The sequence below is a fragment of the uncultured Lawsonella sp. genome (assembly GCF_947252745.1).
GTDB lineage: Bacteria > Actinomycetota > Actinomycetes > Mycobacteriales > Mycobacteriaceae > Lawsonella.
In genome coordinates, this window is sequence record NZ_CAMXWW010000001.1 from 238127 (window position 1) to 253873 (window position 15747).

Below are 15747 nucleotides of genomic sequence, written 5' to 3' on the forward strand. Positions count from 1 at the left end.
GTTACTCCTGTGAGTCGTTACTCCTGTGAAGTGGCGAGTAAGAGACCAATATTGTCATGACAGAAGGTACCATCCGCCAGATAGGCAGACACCAGCAGCCGGGCGTCCCCTTCGGCGGGAGCCGGGCCAAGATCGTAGTCCGTGAGCGCCACCTGCGGATGAGACAACCCAGGTTCGGCCGCCAACACGGCTTCAGCCGCTGCCAGCACGCCGGCTGTCCCCTCCCGCACCGCATGAGCGCCAGCCACTAGTGCGGCAGAGAGGGCCAGGGCCGGGGCCATCCGCGGGTCTTTATTCTCGCGGCTGATCGCCATGCCGTTGCTGTCGCGCAGCGTATTGACACCGGTGACGGCGGTGGGGAGGGAGAGGTCTTTGACAAGATGGCGGAGGGTGACCAGCTGGTAGAAGTCCCGCTCCCCCACAAACATGCGAGCTGGCCGCAGCAAGGAGAGGAGCGCTGCGTGCACAGTGAGGGACTCCGCCAGCCCGGGTGGGGCGGGTACTGTCACCGTCGGATCCTGGGGGGTGACGAGAGTGCGGAGGCCGTGTGGAAAGAGGGCTTCCCAGGCAGGAGCAAAGAAGAGGGGTGCCGGGCAGCCAGGAAGATTCTGCAGCACCTCTCCATCGTGCTCGATCTGGCCCAAGTGGCTGTTGTCCGAGCATACGGAGGTGACGACGAGGATGCTTCCGGGGACGCGGGCAGCCGTATCAATGATGCCGATATGCCCGCGGTGTAGTCCTCCACGGGTGGGGACGAGGATGAGCTGACGGCTGGTGGCGTGGAGCGCCCGGGCCACCTGGGCAATGGTGTCGGGGCTGGTGTGGCGGGTGACGGAGCCTGGGTGGTATCCGGGGTTAGAGCGCATCTACTTGTTCTGCTCCAGTCGTTTCATAATATCTGCCAAGCTGAGGCCCGAGGTGTGCGACCCCTGCTCTTCGGTGGCACGGCGGCCACCGCCAGCAGTGGGGGCGGAATGCCCGGACGTACGCGTCCCCTGCCCGGCGGAGGTGTGCCCGGCAGAACTCTGTGCGCCGGTGTTGCTGGTGGCACTGGTTTGCTTCGCGGCGAAGGGATCCACCGTCAAAGCAGACCAGTCGATATCTGGAGCTTCCGGGGCTTCGAATTGGGTGGAGAAGTCCGGCCACCCATCGCGCTTCCGGCGGGCGGGCTGAGCCGATTCAGTTGCTGGGGCGGCAGCGGCTGGAGTGGCGGCGTCGGCAGCGCGGCGACCAGAGGCAGCCCGGCTGGACGTGAGACCAGTGGAGGCTGCGCCACTCTCCGCCGCATGGCTACTACGCGTTGTGGGAGGCGTATAGGAGGCGTTGCCGGCCAACCGGCGGGGGGTGTGGGAGTCACTGCTGTGGGAGCTGTGGGAGCCGGTGCCCGTAGAGGCAGCAGCGGCAGCTGCGCCACCAGTAGCACCCAGCCCGAAGCTGGGGAAGACAGCATTTGAGGAGGATTCCTCGGCTGCCCGGCGCGCCCGGCGCGGGGTGTATTCGGTAGTGCTGGTATTCGCATCCCGAGAGCTGGCCGCAGCATGGGAGGAAGCGGCAGTATGGGAGGAGCCACCACTGGGGTATGAGGCGGCAGTGCCACTAGCCCGGAAGGCCTGCTCGGCACGCTCCCGGTAGAGGGCCTGACGGCGTTCTTCCTCCGCCTGGCGGGCAGCCAATGCACGCTGCTCTTCCTCCGCCCGGCGGGCAGCCTCGGCAGCTTGGGCACGACGAGCGGCCGCCGCCTTTTCCACGGCGGCACGTTCTGCCGCCTGCTTGGCCTCTTCGGCTTGGCGGGCAGCGGCGAGGCGCTCCTCTTCCTGTCGGCGACGCAGTTCCGCAGCCTGGCGGGCTTCCTCGGCCTTACGGGCCTCTTCCGCCCGACGCTTCTCGGCTGCCAGGCGGGCTTCCTCTGCGCGGCGGGCCTCGGCGGCCTTCTGCTCCTCGGCGGCTTTCCGCTCGGCTTCCCGCCGCCGTTCTTCCGCATCCCGGCGAGCAACCTCGGCCTGTTCCGCCTTACGGGCTTCCTCTGCGCGGCGGGCTTCGGACGCAATGCGGGCTTCTTCCTCCTGGCGGAGTTGCTCAACGCGGCGTTCTTCCGCCGCAGCACGGGCAGCTGCGGCGGCAGCCTGGCTATCCCGCTGCTGCTCGCGGACCATGGCAGAGCTGGCGGCGGGGTCGGTGGCGGCTTCGCGCGTTTCGGACACTACCTGGGCATCGTGAACGACCTCGGCTTCCGTCACCCCATCGTCGCGGTACCCGCGGTCGTTGTAGTCCCCGTATTCAAAGTCGGCGTCATAGCCGTAGTCCGGGTAGTCGTAGTAGCCGTCGAAGTAGTAGCCCTCTTGGCCGTCCCCAATGGCCAGTTGGTCTTCAAAGTCGGGGCCGAAGAGCTGCGCCAGAGAGATGCGGAGTGCCGTGAGTTCCTGACGGAGTTGCTCGAGTTCTTCCCGCGCGGACTCTTCACTTTCTGCGCGACGCTTCTTCTCCAGCTCATCGTGTTTGTCCAGTTCACGCTGTAGCGCCCGCTGATAGTCCTCGGCGAGAAGACCGTTGCGGGAGGTGAACTGGTTAGCGCGACGCTGGTAGTACATGATGAGAAAGGCACCCAACACGGCTGCCCACAGGGCAACGCCGATAGCGACCCGCAGCCACACGCTAGAGTCCGTCACCAGCATGACGATGGTGGCGAAGGCAGCCAAAACGACCAACACGATGAGGGCCACAGTGGGCCACGTGTTGTGAGCTTGCGGGAGGCGGTTCGCACGGCCGCCGTTACGCTCTTCTGGGTCTGCTGATATGGGTGCACTCATACCGTCGAGGATACCGGTTTTTGGAAAGGAACTGGAGCATGGCCGGTACCTAGCCGGCGGATTACCAAAGAAGTTTCTCTCCCCCGGGAGTGTCCTTAGGTGCGCGCTTCCGCCGCATCCTTTTCGATCTTATCTGGTGGGACCTGGCAGGCCCTCTCCAGCGCCAACCCTGCTACCGCCAGCAGGAAACCTGCCACTGTGAACACGATGACACCGGGCGAATCTGCCTGCGCCGCCGCCAAAATATGGACCCGCGGCCACACGTAGATACCGGAACCGACGCCCACGCCGAAAAAGATCGCACCGGCAAATGCAGACGACCGTCCCAATACAAATGCCCGGGCAGCCCGCACCGGGTGGAGTTGGTGGCGGTCCTGGCCCACCCGGTTTCGATCAATGGCCCGGCGAATGTAGATCGCCAGAGCGCCGTCCACAATAGCGAGGAGCATGACGGGGATACTGACCCAAACGGTGAAGTCTGCCAAGTTGGAGTAGAAGGTGGAGACCATCAGCCAGGCGCAGAAGGCGGCCACGGCAGCCCACACGAGGAGGGAACTGACCGCGGTGAGATGCAGTTTGTTGTCCGGCTTCCCCGCTTCCTTCTGGGGGGAATCTGGCTGAGAGTGGTGCTCCATTACAGCGCTCCTTCGGGGGTGAGATGAAGGGTGGCGTCGCGTTGAATGCTAGTCGCCGCCGCCGGATCGCGTGCCAACAATGCGGCGAGAGCCCGCCGGAATTCTCTCGTCAGAGGCAAATCTGGGTGGTGGGCGGAGAGCATTTCTAGCGCTGGCACCAGCACAAAACTGCGTTCGGTGGCGTGCGGATGTGGGAGCAGCAGGTGTGGGTCCGTGGAAACAATGGGGGTGCTGGCGACGTCATCTTGCCAGCAGGCGATGATGTCAACATCGAGAGTGCGAGGACCCCAGTGATGGTCACGGGTACGGCCAGCCGCGTGTTCGGCAGCCTGAGCGCGGGCGAGCCAATCCTCGGCGGTGGCAGTGGGGTCGCGTACCAGCAAAGCAGTGTTGAGAAATTCTGGCTGGTCGGTAACACCCCAGGGGGCGGTGTGGTAGATACTGGCGTGGGCGTAGGCCCACGATGCGAAGCTACGGGCGGCATCCTGTAGTTGCGCGAGGGGGTCGCCAATATTGGCGCCGAGGGAGAGCAGCGCAGTGGTCATCGGCGGGGGCGCTCCTGGTTGAGATCGGCACGAGTACGGCGGATGGTGACGGTGACGTCCTGGAAGGGCACCGGAATGGGCGCCTCCGGCTTATGCACGGTGACCTCCACTTGCTGCATCAGGGGGTAGTCGTGGAGGAGACGGTGGGCGATCTGCTGGGCGAGTGTTTCCACCAGATCGCGGCTGGGACCCGTCACCTCCTGGTGGACGGCCGCAGCGACCTCCGCATAGTTGATGGTGTGGGTGAGATTGTCGGTGGCTCCTGCCTGCCGGGTATTGAGCCAAAACGAGACATCGACGGAAAACAGCTGCCCTGCTTTCTTTTCAAAATCTTCCACACCGTGATAGCCGTGCGCAGAGAGACCCGTCAGACTAATGCGGTCGAGCACCTCAGCGGTTTCTGAAAAAGAGCTACCGATTCCTGCCATCGTCTACTGCTCCCTGCCAAAAGGATTGTGGCCCAACTGCCATGCCCGTTGCACCACGAGTGCCTGCACAGTACTGGGGACGTCATGGACTCGCACACACCACACCCCGTTGTAGCCGCAGATCGCTGAAACGACCGCAGTAGCCAGATCCCGCTCCACGGGTTCCGGTGGGGTGGCGGGGGTATAGCGAGGGTCGGCATGCGCCAACAACTCCCCCAGGAACCGTTTCCTGCTCGCCCCTACCAGCACCGGGAAACCACTGTTGACAAAGTAAGGCAGGCCGCGCAACAGTTCCCAGTCCTGATTGCGGGTTTTGGCGAACCCCAGCCCCGGATCGAGCACAATATTGCGCTCCTCCACCCCCACGGCAAGCGCCCGCTCCACCAGCACCTGCAAATCGCCCACAACCTTGCCAATAATGTCCGAGTCGCTATAGCTGGCGCCGGCCGCATCGCCAAAGGTGTCGGTCTGCCAGTGCATCACACAGTAGGGCAGATGTGCGTCGGCCATCACGCGCCGCATATCCGGGTCAGCCTCCCCACCGGAAACATCGTTAATAAGATCGGCCCCCGCATCCACTGCAGCGGCGGCAACGCTGGCTCGCATGGTGTCGACGGAGACCGTCACTCCCTCCGCATGGAGTGCGGTGACGACGGGGACGACACGGGCTGCCTCTTCTTCGGCGGTAACGCGGGTGGCACCGGGGCGGGTGGATTCGCCACCAATATCAATGATGTGGGCGCCTTGGGCAACCATCTCGCGGGCATGAGCGAGGGCAGTGTCCAGGGTGTTCCAGCGGCCACCGTCGGAGAAGGAATCCGGGGTGATGTTGAGGATACCCATCACCTGGCAGGGGGTACTACCGAAGTCACTGCCCTCCCCCAAGGTGGGGAGGGTAAGGCGAGTGGTGGAGTGGGGCATAGGGGTACTCCTCCTTGAGACGATTAGCGACGCGGGTCACGGATGAGGGCAAGCGCTTCGGCGCGAGAAGTTGCGTTGGTGCGCAGGCTGCCCCGCACCGCGCTGGTGGTAGTGATAGAACCGGGTTTGCGGATCCCCCGCATTGCCATGCACAAGTGCTCGCATTCGATGACAACGACGGCGCCGCGGGCATCCAGGCGCTCCATGATGGCATCGGCGACCTGCCCGGTAAGACGCTCCTGTACTTGGGGGCGTTTCGCGTAGAGGTCGACCAGGCGGGCCAGTTTGGAAAGCCCAGTAATACGGCCAGTTTTCTTATTGGGTAGGTAGCCGATGTGGGCGACGCCGTGGAAGGGCAGCAGGTGGTGCTCGCACATGCTATAGACCGGAATGTCGCGGACGAGGACGAGTTCGTCGTAGCCTTCGGCGAAGGAAGTGGCGAGGACGTCTGCGGGTTCACAGTGGAGGCCGCCGAAGATTTCGGTGTAGGCGCGGGCAACCCGGTTGGGGGTGTCGCGGAGTCCTTCCCGGTCGGGGTCTTCGCCAATGCCGATGAGCAGTTCGCGGATGGCGTGTTCTACCCGCTCGGCGTCGTATTCTCCATAGCTCATGATGGTGTCGATTCTTGTGCTGTGAGGGGTCAGTTGGGCACTGCGTCGAGGCGAGTGCCGCCGTGGAGGTTAACGCACCCCGGGCGGAGGCTAGTGCCGGCGCTGTCCGGGGCGCCAGCCGCCGAAGAGGCCACCCAGGCCGTTACGGCCACTGCTTCCGTCACCCCGCCCGTTGCCGGTGCCATTGTTCTGTCCGGTGCCGCTGGTGGAGCCGCCCGAACTGCCGGCCTGGTTGTCCCCCACACCATCCCCACGCTTGCTGCCGGAGCGGGGGCCGTGTGGGATCGGGCGGAATACCGGCTTGGGGCGGCCCGGCTGGGCGGGCTTATCCGGACTCGGGTAGTGGACGATATCGTCTTCGCTGATTTCCGGAAGGGTGGGTTTTTCCATCTTTGGGGGCCACTCTTCTCCCCGCTCCTTAGCCAGTTCGCCCGGGGTCTTCACCGGTGGCAGGCTGGACGGAGTGCGCTCACCGAAGTCATCGAACTCGGTGATACGCGGGCGGGTATCGATACTCCCCAGGATCTCCTCTAGTTCAGGACGGCGGAGGGTTTCCTTCTCCAGGAGGGCGAAGGCCAGTGTGTCCAGCAGGTGCCGGTACTGCGAGAGGGTAGCCCAGGCCTCAGTGTGGCAGGCATCAATGATGCGGTGCACTTCTTCGTCGATGTCGCGGGCGACTTCGTGCGAGTAGGTGGATTTGGTGCCGAGGGTACGACCCAGGAACGGGTCGCCTTCCTCTTCGCCATATTTGACGGGTCCGAGTTTGGCGCTCATACCCCATTCGCTCACCATGGCACGGGCGATCTTAGTGGCCTGCTCAATGTCGTTGGAGGCTCCGGTGGTGGGTTCTGCGAACACCAGCTCTTCGGCGGTGCGGCCGCCCATAGCGAAAACGATCTGGCTGAGCAGTTGGGTGCGGGTGCGCAGGCCGGAGTCATCCTCGCCAGCCACCATGGAGTAGCCGCCGGTGCGGCCACGCGGCAGGATGGTGACCTTGTAGACGGGGTCCATTTGCGGCATTGCCCAGGCGCAGATGGTGTGGCCTGCCTCGTGGTAAGCCGTCACCTTCTTCTCCTTTTCGGAGATGATGCGGCCGGTACGGCGCGGGCCGCCGATCACCCGGTCGGTGGCCTCTTCGAGGTTATCGGGGGTGATGGCTTTCTGGTTTTGGCGGGCTGTCAGCAGTGCTGCCTCGTTGAGGACGTTGGCCAGGTCTGCGCCGGAGAAACCGACGGTGCGCTTAGCCAATGCGTCGAGGTCGCAGTCCTTGGTGAAGGGCTTGCCTTTGGCGTGCACCTTAAGGATGGCTTGGCGCCCCTTAAGGTCGGGGTTGGTGACGGGGATCTGCCGGTCGAAGCGGCCGGGGCGCAGTAGGGCGGGGTCGAGGACGTCGACGCGGTTGGTGGCGGCGATAAGGATGACGCCTTGGCGGTCGTCAAAGCCGTCCATCTCGACCAGAAGCTGGTTGAGAGTTTGTTCGCGTTCGTCGTGGCCACCGCCAATGCCGGCGCCACGCTGGCGGCCCACTGCGTCGATCTCGTCAATGAAGATGATGCAGGGGTTGTTCTTCTTCGCTTGGTCGAAGAGGTCACGGACGCGGGAGGCTCCCACACCGGCAAACATTTCGACGAAGTCGGAGCCGGAGATGGAGAAGAAGGGCACGCCGGCTTCCCCTGCGACGGCGCGTGCCAGCAGGGTTTTACCGGTGCCAGGCGGGCCGTAGAGAAGCACGCCGCGGGGGATCTTGGCACCGAGTTTCTCGTACCGGTCCGGGTGCTGGAGAAAGTCTTTGATCTCGTTGAGTTCTTCCACAGCTTCGTCTTCGCCAGCCACATCGTTGAACGTGGTGGTGGGGCGGTCTTTGTTGACGCCGCTGGCGGTAGATTTACCGAAGCCCATGGGGCCGTTCTTCTGCATGCGCCCGAAGAACCACACCATGAGGAGGATAAGGAGCAGAGTGGGGCCTAGGTAGATGAGGGCTTGGGTGAACCAGCTGGACTGGTGGACCTCGGTGGTGAAGGCGTCTACCTTGGAGCTTTCCAGGAGGGTGAAGATGTCATCGGCGGAGGCAGCCGGGAACTGCGCGGTGAGGGCTTTTGCCTCGACCTTCTTCGCCTTCTTATCTCCCGTAGGGGTGCCGGGTTGGCTGGGGGGCGCGAAGAGGCTCTGTTTCTGGGGAGCGGCGGGCTCGACCTTCACCTTCTTTTTGAGGGTGAGTTTGAGAACCTGCTCACGGTCTTCCAGCACCGCCTTTTGTACGTTGCCCTCTTTGATTTGCTGGAGGGCAACGGAGGTGTTGACGGACTGGTAGTCGACGGAGTTGTTGGCTCCGAAGAACGACAGGCCGACAAACAGCAGCACGATAAAGGCAATGATGCCGATGTTGCGGAATAGCTTCTTACGATCCATGCACATGCGGGCCGTGGGGAATGGCCCATCCCTTCTCTATTATGTCTACGTACACACTACCGGTTAGACGCTAACGATGCAGGCGAGAGCGCTCTTCGCGAACGTCTGGGGGAGGAAAGCAAGGGGTGCGGGGAGCCAGCTGCTACTGGAATACTTCGGGCTTCAGCTTGGCGACGAAGGGGAGGGAACGGAACTGTTCATTGAAGTCGAGGCCGTAGCCCACCACGAACTCGTCAGCGATGTCGAATCCCACGTCGGCGCACTCCACATTGATGCTTTGGCGTGCTTCCGGCTTGCGTAGGAGGGTGACGACCTCAAGCGAGCGGGGGTTACGGGAGGAAAGATTGCGGATCAACCAGGAGAGGGTGAGACCGGAGTCAAGGATGTCTTCGACGATGACGACGTCGCGGCCAGTGATGTCACGTTCAAGATCCTTGAGGATGCGCACTACGCCGGAGGAGCTGGTGCCAGCTCCGTAGGAGGAGACGGCCATGAATTCCATCTGACTGGGGATGGGGAGGGCGCGGGAGAAGTCGGTGAGGAACATGACGGCGCCTTTAAGGACGCAGATGAGGATGAGGTCTTCGGGGTCGTTGGCATGCCGGGCGGCTGTTGCTTCGGCGAGCTCCTTCACACGCTGGGCGAGAGTTTCTTCGTCAATGAGAATCTCTTCGATCGCATCTGCATAATAGGAGGCTGCTGATTCCGGCACAGTACTCATCGGTGTCCTCTGACGTGGCTGATCCGTTGGTGTGGGCGGGCCGCACGAGGTGCGTCCTTCTCCTTCGAGGATAGTTTCTTGGGGGGCAAATCACCTAAAAATGTGCGATGGGGTGCGGAGCGTGAGGGTGCTCGCAGCAGTGTCCTCCGCTGGTGGGCACTTGCAGGCTCAGCTGCTGGTGGTGGCGTCGCACGGTGGCACCTCCGGGGAGGGTGACGGGCCCTTGGCCATGCCAATCAGTGAGAAGCCGGGCGATGTCGGTGAGGTGCGAATAGCCCACCTGGGTTTGTCCGCTTCGGTGTAGCCAGAGGCGGAGTATCCGCCGGAGGGTGGGGTCGGGCAGGTCACACAGCTCAGTGACGGGCAGACGCGGGAGCTCAGGCATGCGAATGCTGCCGGATTCAGGCAGGGGCTGGCCGGTTGATTCAGGCGTGGGCTGTTCTGCAGCGAGGCGGTCGAGGAAGGTAGCTGCCTGTGCATCCAGCTGTATCGTGTCCTCCCGCACCAGCTGGGCGGTGCGAGCTAGCCCAGGTACCACGTCCCCTCCTCTGATGTCGCGCAGCAGCGGCAGCAGTTCGTGGCGCACTCGCACGCGGGTGAAGGCGGGGTCGCTGTTCTGCGGGTCCTCCCACACGTCTATAGAGTGTTCGGCGCAGGCTGCCTGGGTGTCGGTGCGGCGCAGACTGAGCAGCGGGCGTCCCCACGGTTCGTCCCAGGGCAGCATGCCGGCGATGGCTCGTGGGCCGGAGCCGCGGAGCAGGCCCAAAAGTAGGGTTTCTGCTTGGTCATCCTGGGTATGTCCCAGCAGTACGGGCTGTCCGGCGCGCAGCATGTCGAGGGCGGCGTAGCGGGCTTCACGGGCGGCGGCTTCCATCCCTACGCTTTCTTCATCGGTGACGATGATGGGGATGACGAGGGCGTCGGCGCAGCCGAGTTGGCGGGCTTGGTCGGCTGCGTGGTGGGCCACCTGGGTGGACCCCTTCTGCAGCTGGTGGTCGACGATGAGTGCCGTCACCTGTGCACCTGTGCGGATTGCCCCGGCGGTGAGGGCGAGCGAATCCGCCCCACCGGAAAGTGCGACGCAGATCCGACCGGGTCGTCCGTAGGCATCCCACCATGTGCGGACAGCTGTGGTGACTGCCCACATGTGGGGGTCACCAGTGCCGCCGAAGGTGTCGGCGTGGGGTAGCGGGTGGGTGGAGTTAGACATGGTTAGCAGCCTGTGCGGTAGAGAGCGGCGGCCAGGTTATCGACCAGGCTGGTGGCGGGCCAGTAGGCGGTGTTGTTGACGAGGAAGGCGAAGTAGTAGGGGGTGTTTGTACGGGCGCTGTAGACAATTCCTGCCAAGGTGCTGACGTTGTTGAGGGAGCCAGTTTTGGCGCGGATGTGGCCGCGGGCGGCGGCGTTCTGCCCGCCGAAGCGGTAGCGGAGGGTACCGCTCTGCCCTGCAACTGGCAGGTTGGCCGCGATGATGTCCGTTACCTGTGCTTTGTCCACACGCGTGTGGGGTCGCAGGGTTTCAGCCACAGTACTGGCGGTCAGCCGGTCGTAGGTGGAGAGACCGGAGGTGTCGTGCAGGACTGCACCGGTGGTGGGGATACCGTTGGCTGCCACGGCGGCGAGGACGGCGGAGGCTGCACCCTGGAAGCTGGCGGGTTTCGCTCTCGCTTTTGCCACTTCCCGGCCGATTGACTCTGCCAGCACATTGTCGGAGTACAGCAGCATGTCGTGCACACGGTCGGTGAGGGGGGCGGAATAGACCTTGCCGAGGGGCAAGAGGGCCAGCGGGGTACTGTCCGCTACTTCTACCGTGAGGCCTCTGACGTTGAGGTATTGGGCCAGAGTGGCGCCCAGTTGGAGGGAGGGGGTGGCGGTACGGGAGTTGTACCAGCCGGTGTCGTAGATGCGCGCGCCGTCCAGCATGGCGGGAGCCATGGGGGCGATGCTGCCACCGCCAATATCCCAGCGGTCCCACCCGTAGGCCATGGTGGGGCCAGTGTAGTAGGAGGTGTCGACGATGAGCCGCTTGGGTTTGATGGGCAGCAGCTTTACTTTGTCGGAGACCTGCCGGGCTAGGTCGGAGAGGCGGGCGGCGTTGCGGTAGAGGGTTGGGCCGGTGGCGCGCCGGGAGAGGGTGACGTCGCCAGTTCCACGTACCACCAGGCTGCCATCAATGGCGAGGTAGACGCCGGTTTCTTGACGCCGGTTGGGGCTGAGGGCGTGAAGGGCTGCGGATGCAGTGAGGAGTTTGGTAACGGAGGCGGGGGCGAGGGGGCGGTTGGCGCCGCTCTGCCACAGCTCGATGCTGCTGGAGACCATACCTCCGAAGGAGGTGATGCCACTGGTCTGCAGGGTCGAGGTGAGGGCTTTCCGCATGGTGACGGCGCAGAGGCCGGCCGGAGCAGGTTGTGCGGGGAGGGCGGCTTGTCCGGGTTCCGGGGAGCCCACTGGGAGAGTTGCGGTGGGCGCTAGGCTGTCAGCGGGCGCGAGGGCGGCTTGTGCGTCAGCCGGAAAGGCTACCGCGGTGGCGCACAGCAGCAGGCTTGCCAGGAGGCCTGCGGTGGCGGAACGGTGGCGGAACGGGGAGTGGGGTGTGCGCATACCCTCATGCTACTGGGCTACTTAGGCTGGCACCCACAAGCCTGGAGCGTGGCGGCCAGGGCATCGAGGACCGGGCGGGCGGTCGAGGGACCTTCCCCGTTGATGATGAACGCGAATACCAGTACCCGGCCGTTCTGGGTGACGGCGATGCCGGCCAGGCTGCTGGCGGTACTCAACGTGCCGGTCTTGGCTCGGATCCAGCCGCGTGCGAGGGACCCGTCATAGAACCGATTGGAGAGTGTGCCGGAGCCACCCGAGACGGGCAGATCGTCGAGCAGCGCCCGGCTTTGGCTCTTTTTTGCGGACAGTCGCAGCACGTCAACGAGGGTGTGGGAAGACACTCGGTTGCGCAGCGACAGGCCCGAGGCGTCGAACATTTTGAGGCCGGAGGTGTTGATGTCGTTCTTCTCCAGGATGTGCCGGATAGCGGTGGTGACTCCCTGGAAGGTGGCAGGCTGGCCTTCTTTCACTGCGATTTCCCGGCCGATGGCCTCCGCCAGCACATTGTCGGAGTGGATGAGGACGTCGTGGAGGCGGGTGAGGAGCGGCGCAGACCACACCGTGCCTAACACGGTGGAGGTCTTGGTGCGGGTACTGGTGACGGTAACGGTGTCCACTCCCAGGTAGTGGGCGAGGGCGTTGCCCGCTTGGGTGGCGGGGCTCTCTGCGCGAGGGGAATCTTCCCAGCCTGCGTTGAGTCGGGCACCGTCCACCATCACCGGAGACATGGGGGCAATGAACCCGCCGCCAATGTCAGCGGAATTCCAGCCTTGAGCCATGGCGGATTCCCGGTAGAGGGAGGTATCAACGACCACTTTGGTGGCGGTGATACCACGCTTCTTCAGGGCCGCTTTGGTGCGCTTCGCTAACTCCGAGAGGCGTGCCGCACCATGGTAGAAGCTGTCCTCGCCTTTGCCGGCAGTGGAGAGGGTGACGTCTCCGTATCCGCGCAGCACGACGGTGCCGTTACCGAGCAAGAGGGTTTCCGTTTTGACCCGCTGCTCATCCGGCAGCACCAGGAGGGCCGCCTGGGCGGTGAGCAGCTTCATCACACTGGCCGACTGCAGGGCTTTGTTGGGCTGGTGTTCCCACAGGGTTTTCCCGCTCATGGCGTCGTGGACCGAGCCGGTGAGGTTCGCCATGGTGGGGTCGCCAAGCAGCGTGTTCAGGCGAGCGGAGAGGATATCGGCGTCGGGGATGGGGGCGTCTTGGGATACTGGCTGGAATACGTCGTCGCGTTCTTCCATGGTGGGGGGCAGGGCAACACCTTTCACCCAGGCGGAGGCGTCGGTGGCGTTCACACCCCGCATCCGTGGCACGGCGTAAAAGGCAAGCGCGCCACCGACCGCGAGCAGAATAACCATCAACACGGAGAGGGCGATGGTGAGACGCTTACGGTCTTTCATAGACGGTCCTTTGCCAAGTGAGTGGGCGTCATTGCTGCTTCATTCTTTCATGAATCGCCGGCTCGGTGCGAGCCTGGTCTATCCTTATAAGAAACCGTTAGTTTCCGCTGTAAAGGTAGGTTACTTGATGAGCCTCGACGTCATCATTGAGATCCCCAAGGGTTCCCGCAATAAGTACGAAGTTGACCACGAGACTGGTCGCGTATGCCTGGACCGGTACCTCTTCACCCCCATGGCCTACCCGGCCGACTATGGCTTCGTTGACCACACCCTGGGTGAGGATGGCGACCCACTGGATGTTCTCGTCATTCTGCCCGAACCCGTGTTCCCCGGCTGTGTTGTGCCTGCCCGCGTGGTCGGCGTCTTCAACATGACTGACGAAGCCGGCGGCGACGATAAGCTGATCGCCGTGCTGGACGATGTGCGCTGGAACCACATCCAGGACATCGACGACGTGCCGCAGGATCTCCGTAACGAGATCGAGCACTTCTTCGTCCACTACAAGGACCTGGAGCCCAACAAGGAAGTGTCTGGCACCGGATGGGGCGACAAGGCCGCCGCCGAGAAGATTCTGGAAGAAGCCAAGGAACGGTACCTGGGCTAACCCCTGTCACTGCCGCAAAAAGAGTTCATACACCATACGGTTAGAGGGATAACGGCAACTTCGCACACCTTCTATCCACATCTCCAGACATATGTTGGATAAAATAACCGTATGGAAAAAGAAAAAAAGGAAAAGAAAGAGTTCGATAAGGCCAAGGCCGGCAAGATCGTCCGACGTGTTCTCAAGATTGTTGGCATCATTGTCGTGCTCCCCCTTATCGCCCTCATCCACTCCTAAAAAAGCATTACCAATCGGTAACACAAAAGGCACCCGTAGGTTTCCTATGGGTGTCTTTTCGTTATCAACAAGGTGTCTTCCACGATGTCATCAGTAACCGAGCGTAATACGACATACCCCTACCAGAATCGGCCGTAATGTCATGCTGAATTCTCCAGTTGGACAGGCGACGATACTCCTTCACCACACCTCGTACCACCCTAAAGACACATAAAATTTTTTTTAAAATATAAATATTTTTACTTTGAAAAACCACTGCTAGGGAACTAAAGTTCCTATTAATGCGTTATTCATCCCTCGCGCAATAGAAGCTGACTCCCATGAAAAAATCGCTCCTAGTACTCGGTGGTGCCGCGCTGCTCGGCTTTACAGCAATCACTCCTCCTGCTAGTGCCCAAACACTGCCATCAAACGATGGTCGCTCATCCTCTCCCTCACTGGACAACCCAGGGATTACTGCGACAATCACCGATCCGATCTATCGCACTCCCTACCCGCGGAACACCCCTCCCGGCCGGCTGGTAGCGGTGGAAAAGGCTGACTGGAAGCTCATCTACCCCTTTGTGGCCGAGTACCCCTCCTTCGTGTGGTGGCAAGACACCTACAAAATAGCTTTCACCACCGAAGATTCCCTCGGAAAACCTGTGATCGGCACGGCACTCCTCACCCAGCCGTACCGTGCCAAGGGAGCGAAATACCTGGCTGCAGGAAATAAGATTTGGGTCAACGCACAATACATCAACGGACTCTCGCTGCGCTGTACACCCAGCCAAACATATAAACTCTGGATGGGAGATGGCGCAACGAGCCCACAGGTCATTGAAGGATTACTAGCAGCCGAAGGAGCAAGCAACTTAGCTCCAAAAGCCCGTAGCCTCAGTGTCCTCACCCCGGATTTGCTCGGAGTCAATATGGCGTACGGAGTCAATATTGCCTCCGGAAGGCTCATACTCGACGCTATGCGCGCCCTACAACATGCCCCTTCTATGGGATACGACGACCCCGATTTTGTTGTGCAAGGTTTTTCCGGCGGTGCTATGGCATCAGCGGCAGCAGCAACCCTCATGCCCACCTACGCACCTAGTTTGCTGAAAAGGACTAAGGCCATTTTCATGGGTGGTACCCCTATGGACATGATTAGCATCAGCGCCAAATACCGGAAGAATAAAAATGAAGCGTTCGTTCAGAAGGGTAACGAGCAGATTGGGATGGGTTTGGCGGTCGCAATCGGACTCTCCCGGCAGTACCCTGCTCTCCATGATTACCTGTATAGGCACTTGACACCCCATGGTAGGGAAGTCGTCCACGATTTCAACAGTATGTGCCTCAGTGAAATGGTGGACTATGTTAAAGCCAACCAGTTGGCCATGAACGAGATAGTGGACAGAAACTTACTGGATGATGCTGTCCTGGATAGTTATCTTCGCAAAGAGTCAGTGAAATACATCAGTGGAATGCCTACCGTATTTCCAGGCCAGCACCTCTACTTGTACCACGGTAACGGCGACGTCGATGTCCCCGTGAAAGATGTCTGGGATCAGTACTACAAGTGGCTCCACCACGGTGTAAACGTCTCTATGACGATGGTGCCCTCCAGAGACCATATTTCTGCCCAACCGGTCTCTATTGGCCCACTTATTTCCGAGGCAGTGCTGGAGCTTTACCGTCCTCGCACGGACACGAGCCGTCCATTAGTAAACACGGTTATCAATAACGCGGTTATCTAGGCTGTCATCGCGCATGCGGCTATACCATCGACCGTTCAGTTGCACAGTGGCCTGTCACAGGCGCTCTCCCCTCAACGTAAGGCAGAAGGCTCTCA

At 62.1% G+C, this 15747-nt stretch carries 15 protein-coding genes; 3 read left to right on the forward strand and 12 right to left on the reverse strand.

Annotated elements, in window-relative coordinates; all coding sequences use genetic code 11:
- Window positions 1–17 precede the first annotated feature (17 nt).
- The 12 genes from Q0X28_RS01045 to dacB (Q0X28_RS01100) form a co-directional block, all read right to left on the reverse strand.
- Window positions 18–866 (reverse strand): pantoate--beta-alanine ligase, encoded by an 849-nt coding sequence (locus tag Q0X28_RS01045; RefSeq protein WP_296238563.1) that lies wholly within the window; start codon window positions 864–866, stop codon window positions 18–20.
- Window positions 867–2807, reverse strand: a complete 1941-nt coding sequence (locus tag Q0X28_RS01050; protein ID WP_298575571.1) for a DUF6779 domain-containing protein — start codon at window positions 2805–2807, stop codon at window positions 867–869.
- 95 nt (window positions 2808–2902) lie between these two features.
- On the reverse strand, window positions 2903–3442 hold the full coding sequence (locus Q0X28_RS01055; protein ID WP_296238560.1) for a DUF3180 domain-containing protein: 540 nt from the start codon (window positions 3440–3442) through the stop codon (window positions 2903–2905).
- The gene (folK, locus tag Q0X28_RS01060) at window positions 3442–3987 is read right to left on the reverse strand and encodes a 2-amino-4-hydroxy-6-hydroxymethyldihydropteridine diphosphokinase (RefSeq protein ID WP_296238559.1); all 546 of its coding nucleotides are present in this window, start codon (window positions 3985–3987) and stop codon (window positions 3442–3444) included. Before folK ends, Q0X28_RS01055 begins: the two co-directional genes overlap by 1 nt.
- Window positions 3984–4376, reverse strand: a complete 393-nt coding sequence (folB, locus tag Q0X28_RS01065; protein ID WP_298575998.1) for a dihydroneopterin aldolase — start codon at window positions 4374–4376, stop codon at window positions 3984–3986. Before folB ends, folK begins: the two co-directional genes overlap by 4 nt.
- Before the next feature lie 42 nt (window positions 4377–4418).
- Window positions 4419–5258 carry a dihydropteroate synthase gene (gene folP, locus Q0X28_RS01070; RefSeq protein WP_296238643.1) on the reverse strand — a complete coding sequence of 280 codons (840 nt, stop codon included), beginning with the start codon at window positions 5256–5258 and terminating at the stop codon, window positions 4419–4421.
- A gap of 101 nt (window positions 5259–5359) precedes the next feature.
- A complete protein-coding gene (gene folE / locus Q0X28_RS01075) occupies window positions 5360–5947 on the reverse strand; it encodes a GTP cyclohydrolase I FolE (protein ID WP_296238554.1) in 588 nt (195 codons plus the stop codon).
- Between the two features lie 90 nt (window positions 5948–6037).
- Window positions 6038–8356: an ATP-dependent zinc metalloprotease FtsH gene (gene ftsH / locus Q0X28_RS01080; protein WP_296238552.1), complete on the reverse strand. Its 2319-nt coding sequence runs from the start codon at window positions 8354–8356 to the stop codon at window positions 6038–6040.
- A gap of 142 nt (window positions 8357–8498) precedes the next feature.
- Window positions 8499–9077, reverse strand: coding sequence for a hypoxanthine phosphoribosyltransferase (gene hpt, locus Q0X28_RS01085; RefSeq protein WP_296238549.1), 579 nt, complete (start codon window positions 9075–9077; stop codon window positions 8499–8501).
- Between the two features lie 94 nt (window positions 9078–9171).
- Window positions 9172–10287 (reverse strand): tRNA lysidine(34) synthetase TilS, encoded by a 1116-nt coding sequence (gene tilS / locus Q0X28_RS01090; protein ID WP_298575576.1) that lies wholly within the window; start codon window positions 10285–10287, stop codon window positions 9172–9174.
- 2 nt (window positions 10288–10289) lie between these two features.
- Window positions 10290–11678 (reverse strand): D-alanyl-D-alanine carboxypeptidase/D-alanyl-D-alanine-endopeptidase, encoded by a 1389-nt coding sequence (gene dacB / locus Q0X28_RS01095; RefSeq protein ID WP_296238544.1) that lies wholly within the window; start codon window positions 11676–11678, stop codon window positions 10290–10292.
- A gap of 17 nt (window positions 11679–11695) precedes the next feature.
- Window positions 11696–13084, reverse strand: coding sequence for a D-alanyl-D-alanine carboxypeptidase/D-alanyl-D-alanine-endopeptidase (gene dacB, locus Q0X28_RS01100; protein WP_296238542.1), 1389 nt, complete (start codon window positions 13082–13084; stop codon window positions 11696–11698).
- Between the two features lie 127 nt (window positions 13085–13211).
- Between dacB (Q0X28_RS01100) and Q0X28_RS01105 the strand changes: the two genes are divergently transcribed.
- From Q0X28_RS01105 to Q0X28_RS01115, 3 genes are all read left to right on the forward strand, one after another.
- Entirely contained in the window at window positions 13212–13688 is a 477-nt protein-coding gene (locus Q0X28_RS01105; protein WP_296238540.1) for an inorganic diphosphatase, read from the forward strand.
- A 111-nt stretch (window positions 13689–13799) separates the two neighbouring features.
- Window positions 13800–13925: a hypothetical protein gene (locus Q0X28_RS01110; RefSeq protein ID WP_298575581.1), complete on the forward strand. Its 126-nt coding sequence runs from the start codon at window positions 13800–13802 to the stop codon at window positions 13923–13925.
- A gap of 320 nt (window positions 13926–14245) precedes the next feature.
- Window positions 14246–15652 (forward strand): lipase family protein, encoded by a 1407-nt coding sequence (locus tag Q0X28_RS01115; RefSeq protein WP_296238536.1) that lies wholly within the window; start codon window positions 14246–14248, stop codon window positions 15650–15652.
- Window positions 15653–15747: the final 95 nt, after the last annotated feature.